General features: G+C 70.1%; 7 protein-coding genes and 1 pseudogene. 4 read left to right on the top strand and 4 right to left on the bottom strand.

Annotation, left to right across the window (positions count from 1 at the left end; translation table 11 throughout):
* Positions 1-232: 232 nt before the first annotated feature.
* Entirely contained in the window at positions 233-994 is a 762-nt protein-coding gene (locus tag ACWDNY_RS11580) for a DUF899 family protein (protein WP_451645540.1), read from the bottom strand.
* A gap of 597 nt (positions 995-1,591) precedes the next feature.
* Here ACWDNY_RS11580 and ACWDNY_RS11575 point away from each other — a divergent pair.
* A complete protein-coding gene (locus ACWDNY_RS11575; protein ID WP_451645539.1) occupies positions 1,592-3,232 on the top strand; it encodes an MFS transporter in 1,641 nt (546 codons plus the stop codon).
* 1,737 nt (positions 3,233-4,969) lie between these two features.
* Here the strand turns inward: ACWDNY_RS11575 and ACWDNY_RS11570 are convergent.
* Both ACWDNY_RS11570 and ACWDNY_RS11565 read right to left on the bottom strand, forming a co-directional pair.
* A complete protein-coding gene (locus ACWDNY_RS11570) occupies positions 4,970-5,299 on the bottom strand; it encodes a hypothetical protein (RefSeq protein ID WP_451645538.1) in 330 nt (109 codons plus the stop codon).
* A 451-nt stretch (positions 5,300-5,750) separates the two neighbouring features.
* Positions 5,751-6,086 (bottom strand): hypothetical protein, encoded by a 336-nt coding sequence (locus tag ACWDNY_RS11565; RefSeq protein ID WP_451645537.1) that lies wholly within the window; start codon positions 6,084-6,086, stop codon positions 5,751-5,753.
* A 983-nt stretch (positions 6,087-7,069) separates the two neighbouring features.
* On the opposite strand from ACWDNY_RS11565, the gene ACWDNY_RS11560 reads away from it, so the two are divergent.
* Both ACWDNY_RS11560 and ACWDNY_RS11555 read left to right on the top strand, forming a co-directional pair.
* The gene (locus ACWDNY_RS11560) at positions 7,070-7,612 is read left to right on the top strand and encodes a carboxymuconolactone decarboxylase family protein (protein WP_451645585.1); all 543 of its coding nucleotides are present in this window, start codon (positions 7,070-7,072) and stop codon (positions 7,610-7,612) included.
* 1,344 nt (positions 7,613-8,956) lie between these two features.
* Positions 8,957-9,952: a hypothetical protein gene (locus ACWDNY_RS11555; RefSeq protein ID WP_451645536.1), complete on the top strand. Its 996-nt coding sequence runs from the start codon at positions 8,957-8,959 to the stop codon at positions 9,950-9,952.
* Positions 9,953-10,814: 862 nt separating this feature from the next.
* On the opposite strand, the pseudogene ACWDNY_RS11550 reads toward ACWDNY_RS11555, so the two are convergent.
* Positions 10,815-10,997: pseudogene (locus ACWDNY_RS11550) on the bottom strand (IS701 family transposase); the annotation flags it as partial.
* A 447-nt stretch (positions 10,998-11,444) separates the two neighbouring features.
* On the opposite strand from ACWDNY_RS11550, the gene ACWDNY_RS11545 reads away from it, so the two are divergent.
* Complete coding sequence (locus tag ACWDNY_RS11545; protein WP_451645535.1) at positions 11,445-11,783, top strand: hypothetical protein; 339 nt, start codon at positions 11,445-11,447, stop codon at positions 11,781-11,783.
* Positions 11,784-12,710 lie beyond the last annotated feature (927 nt).

Here is a 12,710-nt window from a genome sequence, read left to right as displayed (position 1 = left end):
GACGCCGGTGGGACGATGCTGCCGCTTCCCTGCGACCTGCCCCTCGATGCTGCCCCGACGGCCCCGGCAAACCTCGATCCCGCCCGGGCCGCTCCTGCTGGGCCGCGTGCCGTTGCAGGAGCGGCCGCCGTTCTGACAACGTCCGACCGTGCGTGTCACAAGCCGCGGTGGCCAGTCCCCTTGCCGGCGAGAGGCGGCCTGTGGCGGCCGCTTCGCCTTCCGCTGCGGCTTTTCAGGAGCAGCAGCGGCCTGAGCCGCCCGTGGCGGGCTGTCCGCCGAGGATGTCGTCGTCGTGCCCGGCGGCGATCCGAGCCCATTGCGCGGTCGGCCGTCCGTCCTTGCGGAACTGCTGGCCGAGGATCTCGTACGGCTGCGGCCAGCCTGGCGGGGAGTCCTCCCAGGTCTCCTGCCGTCCGTGGACGGTCATGTCGAGGATCCCGTAGGAGGGCGCCATGGGTTCGACGCCGCGGCCGATGGTCCAGTACGTCTCGTAGACGCGGTCGCCGTCGCGCAGGTAGCACGCCTTCATCCCGAAGTGGCGCCCGGCGACGAGCCGTTCGTGAGACTCGGCGGGTACGGAGTACCAGGGCATGTCCCAGCCCATGAAGCGTCGGTAGCGGTCGGACTCCTCGTAGGGGCCCTGGCAGAAGACGGCGAAGGTGACGTCACGCTGGTGCAGATAGGACAGTTCGCGGACCTGGCCGGTGAAGAAGGTACAGCCCTCACACTGGTCGGCTGCGGGGCGGCCGTCGTGCCACATGTGATACGAGACGAACAGTTGGGTGCGCCCCTCGAAGACGTCGAGCAGGGGGACGGCTCCGCGGCCTCCGACGAGCGGAGTCGATGGGTCCACTTCGGTCATGGGCAGCCGTCGCCGCGCGGCGGCGATCGCATCGCCCTCCCGGGTGTGCGCCTTCTCCCGGGCGCGCAGGGTGTCGATCGCGGCCAGCCACTCCGTGCGGGAGACGACCGGCGGCATGTTCAGTGCAGTCATGTCCGTACCGACCCGGCCGGCCGCAGAAACTCATCGCTCGGCCGATCAAGACCGCTGAACGGAAATGCGGACGGCTTCCGAGAGGGCGTTCAGCGTGAGCGCATCACGTGGTGCATCCCGATGTGTCTCTGGCCGGGTGGGCATCGCCCCGTCCGCCTCGCGCGCGGTGAGGCTGCCGGTCGGCGCGAGGTGGACCACGGCTTTCCCATGTCGGGGCCGCAGCGGCGGCGCGCCTGCGGCCACGGGGATGAATGCGTCGCCCGGTTCGGCACACCATGGCCCCAACGCGCCGCCAGTTGGGGCGACCGCGAGGACCCGGGCTCCTGCTCTGACCCGTGCGGCCGCGACCTGGCGGGCGCCGCGGCTGGCGCCGGCCGACGCCCGCGAGCGGTCCGGGCGAGCCGTTCGGTGGACAGGGGCGATCACTCTGCCCGCGCGCGCAGGAAGCTCCCGCAGACCGGAACGGGGCCCCGAAAAGAAGCGCACGGAGCAATCGGTGAGAAGCCATCACCCCCTGCGTTGCCAGACGATGACAGCGGCGCCGACGTTCTCGGCTCCACCAGCCCATCGGTACGTGACTGGAGGATGCCCGTGTTCGTGTCCGGCACAGGACGAGGAGCCCCTGGCCGCAGCAGGGCCCACCGGGGCTTCGAGCACCCGCTGGCCTTCTGGACGGGCACTCTCGCCTGCACCGCAGGTGTCCTGCTGCACCTGCCCATGTATGTGAGCGCCCGGAGCATGGGCTATCACATGAACGGCATGCGGCCCGACACACCGATGATCGTCGGGATGGTGCTGATCGGCGCAGGACTGCTCGCGGTGCTGTACGGCCTCGTGCCCCGCCACGCGAAGGAGATCCGGCGCAGTTCGGCGCGCATCCGGATCCACGCCCTCGACGACGCGCCGATCAGGGGCCAGCACGTGGCACTCCTGATCGTCCTGGCGATCGCCGTGACGATCGACGTGATGAAGCCGACCAGCCTGTCCTTCGTCGCACCCGGCGTCGCACAGGAGTACGGCCTGAAGTCGCCCATGAACCCGCACGGGCACATCCCCGTGTCCTGGCTGCCACTGGCCGGCATCACCGGCACGGTGATCGGCTCCCTGCTCTGGGGGTGGCTGGGAGACCGAATCGGGCGCCGGGCGTCCCTGCTCTTCGCCGGCATGCTCTTTGTGACCACCTCCATCTGCGGCGCAATGCCGGGGTTCTTCTGGAATCTGGTGATGTGCATGCTGATGGGCGTCGGCGCCGGCGGCATGCTGCCCATCACGTTCACCCTGCTCGCCGAGACCGTACCGGCCCGGCACCGAGGATGGCTGATGGTGCTCATCGGCGGCGACATCGCGGGCGCGTACGTCATCACGAGCTGGCTCGCCGCTGAGCTCACCCCGACCTACAGCTGGCGGATCCTCTGGCTGCTCGGCCTGCCGACCGGACTGCTCTTCATCGCCCTGAACCGGTGGATCCCCGAATCACCGCGGTTCCTCCTGGCCCGTGGCCGCCGCGAGGACGCCGAAGAAGTCCTCGCACGCTACGGCGCGGTCGCGAAGGAGAGCGACGAGCAGGAGAGCGCGGTCCGCGAAGCGGTCGAACGCGGCAGCTACCTGACACTGCTGCGCCGCCCTCTTCTGTGGCCCACCGTCGCGATCACCATCCTCGGCCTCGGCGCCGGTCTGATGACCTTCGGCTTCCAGCTATGGGTGCCCACCAACCTGCAGCATCTCGGCTACTCGGAAGTGAACTCGGACTACGTCGTCCGCAACAGCGCACTCATCGGCCTGCCCCTGACCGTGCTCGCCGCGTGGATGTACGGCGCCTGGGGCAGCCGGAAAACCCTCGTCACCGTGTCCGGCATCACGGGACTCACACTCATCGGCTTCATCCTGGCGGGCGATGCCCTGGCCGAGGACCACCTGCTGCTCTCCCTGCTCCTCGTGGTCCCCCTGTCCGGAGTCAGCTCCGTCGTGGCCGTGATGGCGGGCTACGCCGCCGAGGTGTACCCCACACTCGTGCGCTCCCGCGGCACAGGCCTCGCGGCCGGCATGACCAAGATCGGCGGCGTACTGATCCTCTCCCTCACCGTCGCAGCCGCGACCGTCCCCTCCATCGGCACGACCGCCGTCATCGGCGCCGTGCCCCTGCTCCTGGCGGCAGTGGTCTTTCTACGCGTCGGACCCGAGACCAAAGCCCGCGGACTCGAGGACATCCACCAGGAACTGATGTCCTCCCAGCCATGACGACGCCTCCAGACCCGACGAGAACAGACAGGCACACCCCTGGGGAAAGAAACCGGACACCCCGCAGACCGCGGCGGACGACACCACCGACACAACCGCCGCTGCCAGGCCCCTCAAGAACACCGACGCCCTGCTACGCCGATCCGCCCGACCAGCACCACGAGACACAGCAGAACACGCACGACCACCACACAGGCCACCGAGCCGAACCCCAACCCCGCACCCCAGCTTCCCGCCCCGAAAGCCCCTCACCAGAGGACTCCACTCACTCCCCCCGGGCGACCTGCCCGGCCACCACAGCAGCCACAGAGACGACCGCGCGACGCCCCTCAGGAGGCGGACTTTCGTGGCGGTGATCAGCTGCCCGCCCGCTGCCGCTCGGCCCTCCGCTCCGTCGACGACGACCAGTACACACGCCTGCGCGACGAGCCATGGAGGCTGCTGCCCTGCGGAGCGCGGCAGCCTTCCGATCGGCGAGGCTCAGGACACCGCCGCGTCCCGCGCCCGCCCCCCTCACGACCTCGGCAAGGCGACAAGGCCGGCACTGCGGCCCGCACCACTGCCCGACGACGCCCGCTCACCTCCCCACGGCCCGCGAGGTCACGGGCCGCACACCCCTCACGTTCTTCCTTCCGGGCCGTTGCTGGCGCCACTCGCGCGGCGCACGGACCCGGGCACCAGAGGCAGCCCCGGCACATCCCCGCCGAGTACGGCGCGGTCTGCACCCGCGCCTACGCCACGCCCCTGGCCGAGAGCGCCTGGCCGGGCGGCGCGCCGGCCCGGCCTCGGGCGGCCACGATCGGCGACACCATCCACCGGCCCGAGACCGACAGACAGGGCGACGGCGAGCCGGCGCGGCGAGCACCACCGGCTGCGGAACCGAGGACCCTCCCCTTTGCGATTGCTCCCGACTCCGAAGAAGGCCCCTCCCCATGACCGAGGCCCATCAACCCGACTCCCTCCCCCCACCCCCCTACCGCACCGCCCGCATCAACATGACCAGCCATGCACGGCAACACCCGGCGGACACGGACCTTCCCGTACCCGCCTGCCTGGGCTGGACCGTGCGCGACCTGCTCGGCCATCTGTTCCAGATCTACCAGACAGTCACCACCCACGATCTGGGCGATACTCCCGGCCTCCCACCGCCCCGGCAAGACCAGCCCACTGCACAACCCCCCAGCACGCCGAACGGCCCCCCATACACACAAGCCACCCCCACCACCACGACCGCGCACACCGCATCCGCGGCGGTGCACCGCCCCGGGAAACGGCCCAGGCCGGCGAGATCCGGCAGGAACCCCTCGGATGCCGGGGAGGCCTCCGACACCGGGCCGCCCACCACGGCCGCCCCCTCCCCGCAACCCGCAGAACACCTCGCCATCGCCGACACCGACCAACACCATGGACGAAGAGGGCGAAAGAGCCAGAAGTGACAACCGTCCGCGGTGCCGTCGCCACCCACAGGGAGATGCACGACACCGTTGCGGCCCTCCCCGGCCTTCCGCGGTACAACAGATACGCCAAGAGCCGGCCGCCCAAGCCCCCACACCCCCCGGGCCCGTGAGACCACGACCCCACGCACCAGCCGCCACGGCTGTCGAAGATTCCCCCTGCGCTCCTCCACCGCGGCGCGCAGGACTGCCCCCCAGCCCCGAAGACAGACCAGCCCAGCCAAGCCCAGGCCCACCGGTTCCAGGACAGCAGACACCAGTTGAGCGCTGCCGCCACGAAGACTTACCCACGCGGCTGACCCTTGGCACCATCAGCAGCTGACGGCCGGTCCACGTCCCCCACGAACACCTCGCCCAGGCCAATCAACGCCAGCAACAGCCCCAACCGTGGCCCGACACCTCGCAGCACCAGGGCCCGGCCGGCGCGCTGCGCGGTCAACCGCAAGCGGGAGAGGTGCTCAAGGTCGACCGCCCGCGGCTGCTCCACAGCAGACACATCACAGACGACGACCCCCGCCTCTGGGCGGGCCGTGAGCAGCGCGGCCAGCTGATCGGCCAGAAACACCCCCGCGCCCAACGCAAGCGGCCCCAGGCCGAACTCCACGGATTCCATGCACACCAAGACCTCCGGGAAGCCCCGAACTGATCGACACTCACCGATGGCCGAGCCTGCCCGGGCATCCCGCGCGAGCGGGAGCGGCCGGATGCGACGGGGGCGCACACGAGGCGGCGGTGGCCTTCGGCGCCGGGGCACCGCCTGGCCATGAAGGCGCACGGACTGCGCCGGCGGTCGTCGTGGACTCCTCCCCCCTGCCCGGGACTTCCCAGCCGCTTTCGGCGCAGCCGGCCATCCGGCAGTGCGCGTCCAGAGCACCCCGCAGGCGCCGCCGGGCCTCCCCCGGCCCCCCTCGACCCGCGGAGCACCAGGACAGCCTCGTTCACACCGGTGGCTTCGCGCCCACTGCCACCGAGCGTGGCCCAGGCAGGATTGCGGCGAAGCTGTACACAGCCACCCCCCGGGCGCCCGTGGTGCGAGGAGTGGGAGACAGAAGAAGATGCCACCCTCACGGGGACACTGCCGGAAGCCCTCGCCTTGTGCTGCCGAGCACGTGAGCGGCACCTGCTGCCACCGCCCTGAAGCCGTGCCGGGAGCGCCAGGAGAGGACGGACCAGCGGGAGTGGGCGCAGAGCAGTGAGCCGGTGCTGAGCCAGGAGGCGGTGGAGAGCAGGCAGAGGGCGGAACCGATGGCTCCCGCGGACAGGACGCTGCCGACCGATCCGACGGACAGGACGCTGCCCACAGAGCCGACGGAAAGGACGGATCCCACGGAGCCGATGGACAGGATCGAGTCCTTCGACCCGAGACAGAGGAAGGATCCGCTGGGGTGTGGTCTGGTCATACGACCATCGTGCCAGCCCTAGGGGGCGGGTGGACTCGTGTGACTTGGCGCAGTGGTCGCGGGCTTCGACAACAGCACGGTGGAAGGAACGGGCGGCGATCACGCCGGCGGATTGGGCGGTGCACGACAAAATCGGGGCGACGCCGGTGGTCCGAGGACGCCTGCCGCAGGCCGCCGCCCGGCATCGGCCAGCGGCTGTTCCCGAAGGCCCCGGGCGGCCGGGTGCCGCCGGGGCCTTCGGTGCTGCCGTCGGGCAAAGGCTCGGCAAAGGCCGGTTGTCGGCGGTCGACGGCCCGGCCGCGGACGGCGCGCTGTGGTGCGGCGAGGGAGCCGGGAGACAGGTGAGGAGGGCGTCGGAGGGGTGGAACCGGGTTGCGAGCAGGGGCGCGAAGAGGCCGTAGCCGAGCCAGTCGCGAAGGGCTCGGTGAAGTCGCCGGCGACGGTGGCAATGACGGCGCGGCAGTGCGCCTGGTTCGCAGTGTGCGAGGTGGCGGAGGGGGATGGCCGTGTCGGGGCGGTCGGTCATCAGTCCCCTGATGCCCGGGAGGTCGCCGGCGATCTCGATGTGCGGCACCGGAGTGTCCTTTGGTGGTCAGTGGGGTGCGGACCCTTCATCGTGGGCAGGCGCGAAATGACTCGGCCGACTTCGTTCGTGCGGCGCTGCTCTGGTCGTTCAGTGCCGCCAAGCGGGCATGCCTACCGGGGGCCTTCCACCGGCGGTGCGTGCCGGCGGTCCCGGCCGGGCCCTGGCGCCGCCGGCGGCAGGCGATCGATCTCACCTGGGAGCTCGCGCCAGGTGGTGCGGCGGGCCGGGGTGCCGGTGCCGGTGGCCTCTGCGACGGCTCTTCCGGCCACCGGCGGACTCCCCTGCCATCCTCGCTTTTGACCCTCAAGTAGGCTGCGCATGTGGGGAGTTGCCGTGCGGGCTTGCGGGTGTGGACCATGAGGCACCCGCCTGTTGCCCAGGGAAGAAGGACGTGCTGGTGCCCCACATCGAGATCAGAAACGCTCTGCCCGGGATCAGCGGGCTGTTCGTCCAGCGCCCGGACACCGCCGTGGTGCTGTCGGAGCTCGCCGAGACGCTCCTACGCAGTGGCCCGTCACCGCTCAGCAGGGGCGAGCGGGAGCTGATCGCCGCCTATGTGTCGAACCTGAACCGCACGCCCTTCTGTGCCGGTTCGCACAGCGCTTTCGCCGCCGCACAGCTGGAGGGCGGCGCCGAGCTGGTCGCGGCCGTGTTCACCGACGTCGACACGGCCCCGATCACTTCGCTGCTCCGAGCGCTGCTGAGGGTGGCCGGCGAGGTGCAGGCGAAAGCGGCCCCCGTGTCTCACGAGGCTGTCGCCGCGGCCCGCGCCGAAGGCGCGACGGACACCCATATCCACGACACGGTCCTGATCGCGGCCGCGTTCGCCATGTTCAACCGGTACGTGAACGGGCTTGACACCGCCGTCCCGGCCGACCCGTCCTTCTACGACGTGACGGCCGAAAGAATCGTCAACCACGGGTACGGCGCCGCGCGCTGACACCGCAACCGTGCGCGCTGCCCGACCCAGGAGGGCACCACGGCCCGGCCTCCCGCACACGTTCCCGATCAGGGTGGCAGGACCGCCCTGGTCACCGGCGTCCGGCATCGGCCTGTGGACGGCCCGGTTCCTGGCGGCAGGCGGGGCGCATGTGGAGCCCGCCTGCCGCAGCGTGGAGCGGGGCCGGGCCGCGGCCTCGCGCATCGACGCCAGCACGGAGGGCATCCGGCTCCCCCTGGCCTCGCTCGCCTTTGCGCGTGAGGCAGCGCTGCAGGCGTGGCCGGCACAGACGTCCGGACCTGCCGACCACACAACGCCGGGGTGATCTTCCCGCCCTACCGGCGCACCCAGGACGGCTTCGAGGCTCCCCTCGGCGGGCCCCCCCGGCCACTTGGCGCTGACAAGGCTGCTGCTCGACCTGGACGGCCCCGGTACCCGACTCCAAGGGCCGTCACCGTCTCGGCCCCCGCGCGCACCGGGCAGGCATCGGCGGACCCGGCCGGGAGCCGATTGGCGCTGACAAGGCTGCTGCTCGACCTCGACGGCCCCGGTACCCGACCCCAAGGGCCGTCACCGTCTGGGCCCCCGCGCGCACCGGGCAGACATCGGCGGACCCGGCCGGGAGCCGAAGCAGGCCGCGACCAGGCCGCGGTCGGTGACGGCATACGGGCGGCCCAAGCCGGCAACCTGGGGCCTGCCCGGCGGTTCGAGAGCCGCGGGACACCGATGCCCGCGGCTCTCGAGCCGGGCGGCGCACCACGCGGTCGGTACAGGCCCGGCTGTGGGACCAGCCGGAGGAACTGACCGGGCAGCGGTACGCGTTCGCGCCCGCCCCGGAGCCGGAGAAGCCGGCCGCGGCTGCCGGCTCCGGACACGGCAGCCCTCGGCTGACCGCCGCAGGCCGGGCCAGGACCCCCCTGCCGACGCCGGCGCGGGTACCGGCACACGGGAGCGGTTGCGACCGCTCGCGGCCCGGGCGCGGATCACAGGGACTTCGACGGGCTGCTGCACGCCGGTCCAGGTGCTTGCCGGTGGACGCAGCCGACGGTGTGCCGGACACAGACCGGCCGCTTGCGCCGTGGCCGGGAACCGCAGCGGGCGGCGGTTGGGGGCCGGTTCGGGGGACGAGGAGCCGCCGCTGCGGTGACGGTGGGGGCGCGGGCGGGGCCGTGCGGGGCGGCGCGGGGCGGTGCGGGGCGGGGCGGTGCGGGGCGGGGCGACTTCACGAAGTGTGTGCGGGTTCTTCTTCCACCGTGCTCGCCTGGGGCCCGGACCGCCACCGCCAGTGCCTACGGGCCTAGTTTGGCATTCGACCTCGACCCCTTGCCCGAAAGGCGACATCTCATGGCGCAGTCAAAACCGCGGCCTGCCGCCTCCCCCTCCCGAGCGCGGCCGGCCGCGGACAGCGGTCCGGCGTCGTCCTCGTTCTTCTTCAATGGCCATGCGCCGCGCCGCCGTGCGCTGGTCGGCGTGGCCGCCGCTCTCATAGGTTTCGCCCTGACGGTGGTGTGGTCCGCACAGTTCGTGGACCGGACCATCGGTGACAACGTCGCGGACACCCTCCTCGGGCATGCCGCCAAGGGCACGCCCATCGCGGGTGTGCTGGCGGGGCTGGCGTTCGCGCTGGCCACCGGGGTCGCGGGTACGTTCACCGCGTGCAACGTGGCCGTCTTCAGCGCGGTAGCGCCGCTGACCGGCGGCCCCGCCGCCTCCCGGCGGGGCCGGATGGCCGCCGCGCTGAGCCCGCTGAGCCGGCTCGCCGTCGGTGCCGTCGTCGTGTCCGCCCTGTACGGGGCGGTGGCGTCCCTCGCCGGCACGGGCATGGCGCAGTTCGACGACAGCCAAAGCGGCGGCCTCTCCGGACGTCTGGTGCAGGCGATGGTGGTCTTCGGGCTGATCGGCCTGCTGATGACGTATCTGGGCCTGGCCGCCCTGGGCGTGGTACGTGATCCGCTGGCCCGGCTGTCGCGGCGGTTCCCGGGCGCGCCGATGTACTTCATGGGCGGCCTGATCGGCGCCTTTGTCATCGGCCGCCCCTTCCCGCTGTTCCGCCAACTGTTCCGGGACGCCGCCCAGAGCCACAACCCGCTATACGGGGCGGCCGCGTTCGGTCTTCAGTCGATCGGCAACATCACCGTCATGTCGGTGCTGTTCCTGCTGATGGCCGGCCTGTTCGGGGAACGGCTGCACCGGTGGACGGCGCAGCGGCCCAGCCGCACGTCGGCCCTGACGGCAACCGGCTTCCTGGCGGCAGGCGTGTTCCTCATCCTGTACTGGGACGTACGGATCCTGGCCGTCCGGCAGCTGATCTGGTACCCGATGGCGCCCTGGGCGGCCTGAACCCCACCCATGACACGGAAAGACCCAACCAGAAAACCTCCAACCGGGCCACACACGCCAAAAGAGACGCCACCCAGCCACCCCACAAACGCCGAACACGACAGCCCCCACCAGCACACCGCCGGCAAGACCGTGCACAGCACGCCCACCAGGCGCGCGCACGGCGGGCCCGCGAAGCTCCTCAAGCCACTGCAAGCGCACGACGCCCGCCCCCGTGGAAGCCCTTCGCCGAACCCCCGGGCACGACGCCGTGTCAGAGCCGCACAGACCCGCCCCGGGCACCCGGACGCCGAAAAGCAGACCGGCTGTCAGGGCCGGCCCGGAAACTGCTGAAGTTCCCCACCCCCCGCGACCCCGCACAACCGGCCGCGCAAAATCGACCCCCGCGTCCTCAACCCCGAACACGCCCACCGGCGGCCCGGCATCAAAACCGCCACCCCCTACCACCCACACCACAGCGACCCGCGCACGCCCCTCACCAACCGGGTGCCCGGCATCAAGGACCAAGCCACGAAACCCGAGGCGGTGACCCACCTCCCCCACCGCCTTCCCGCCAGGACAATGGGCCGCCGACGCCCCAAGGGCCTACGCCCGCGGCAGCATGGATTTCGAGCGCGTGGCGCAGCTCGACGCCCTGGGCATGGTCTGGTCGCACGAAAACGTCGCCCGGGAAGGAAGGACTCGCCGCCGCCCGCGGACGGGCGCAAAAGCACGGGCACCTCCTGGCCCCGGCGGACGCCACCTACGCCGGGGTATCGCGTAGGGCTGTTTCTCAACAACGCACGCGCCGCCGCCCGGCGAGCGGCGGCGGACAATCTTTCCCGAGGTGCCGGTGTACTGCCGACCCCCCGGCCGAGGGCGCCGCCAGTAGATGCCGCAGGCCTGCCGGGTCGCGGCGGCCGGCCCACTCGGCCAACTGCCAGCTGTTCTTGCGTCCCACCGGCGCCAGCAGACCGCGGACGTAGTCCCGCATCCGCCGACGCAGATCCACCCGGGGAAACTCTGTCCTCAGTGTGGCTTCGTTCGACCGGAGAACACGACCCAGCGATTCAGTGTGCCAGCGCGTTGTTCACAGCCACTGCAGGGTCGTAGCCCGGCGCGGTAAGTGACCTTCTTGACCACGTCGCCCAGGCCGAGTTCGTTGTCGATGAAACCAGGCAGCCGAACCCGCAGCGGCCTATGCGTCGCATCATGTCGACTAGCTCCGCCATCCACCATGTTGTCCACCTCCGTCCTTCGCCCGGTCGCTTCCTCGTTACATCACTGCCTGGATAGACGTGCTGCGACAAAAAAGGCTTTACCGTGAATGATTGGCGGTTCGGTTGTTGTTGTGCTGCCCACCAAGATCGGCGATTGGCTCGTCAGTCACTCCCTCTCGTGGTGAATGATACGTCAACAGTTGCTCATTTGCATAGATCGCGCCAAGTTGCAGCCAGCGCATCACCGCAGGACAATTATTGCACGGCTTCTCGCCAAGGGAGATGGTGCAGAGATGGCGAAACTGAATCTAAATACGCTGCAATGCCACGACACGACCAGCGGCCCCGGCTCCGACGATGTGTACATTCAGGTAGACGGTGGCAATATTTACCCGGATGGCGCTTACGGACACTACCACAATTTCGACGCCGGGGACTCGGCGGAGCTCAAAAAGTCAGTTTCCTTCACGGATAAGGCGAAGGTGGTCGTGAAGGATTACGACAGCACCAGCCCAGACGACCTCATCGGTTCATTTTGGGTCTCCGTTAGTCAGGTGGGCGACGGAGAGTTGGCAGAGAGCATGAACGGCGACGGATCGGACTACGACCTCTACTACGAGGTTACGAACTAGTAGCATCACCTCGAAAGTCGGCTCCGGAGGTCGCTTCCGGAGTCGCTCTCATCCGCGAACAATTGTCGTTCTCAGTCAGGTGCAGCTCAGCTTTCCTGTGGTCGGGTTGAATTTGGCTTTCTGTCCCTGAGCGCAGCATTTCCCCTTGTCGCAGTGTTTTCCCTGGAAGCAGTCCGCGTTCTTTTCGCAGCAGTCGCCGGGCGGGCAGCACTCCCCACGGAAGCAGGAGTGACCGAGTGGGCAACACTGCTCCACAATGTACGGTTCAGGATCGTCGTCCGGTCCCGATGGCGGCCACACGCGCACTTTGCACGCGACCCGTCCCTGGGGGCAGCAATCCTGCGTCGCTGTGTTGTACCGGTCCTGGGGGCAGCAACCCGTTGGCGTACAACGCTCCCCCTCGCAGCAACGCCTGCCATTGCAGAGAACACCGGGCTTGCAGCACTTGCCGCTTAGGCATGTCTCCCCTGATGCACAGCATCCTGCGCCACAGGCGACGCGGCCCTCAGTACAAATGATTCCGTCTGAGCAGGTGGTCCCTGGGCCTGGCGTGTAACACACGCCGTCGCAGCATTTCTGGTCGGGTGGACAGCACTTGCTCGGACCGACAAACCCCGTCGGATTACAGCATGCGTGCCCGGGTTCACAGCACTTGCCTTCCCCACAGCATTCCCATCCGGGCGAACAGCAGCCGATGACCTGGCGCGCTGACGGGTACTCGTAGCCATAGCAGCAGGTGGCTCCGTAGGGGCAGCAGCGGCGCTGCGGGCCGAACAAGCAGAGTTCTCCCAGACAAGGTGGAGGCCCGGTGCACTTATTATGGCATTGCGCCTGACATTCGAGCTTCTCCACCGGGTCCTGCGGGTCACATTCCGTCATGCAGTCGTCGTAGCAGCTGCCGGCCAGAGAGACGTTAGAGCCGGGGCC

It is taken from the genome of Streptomyces sp. NPDC003697 (genome assembly GCF_053587115.1).
This window is presented reverse-complemented; position numbering and strand designations above follow the sequence as displayed.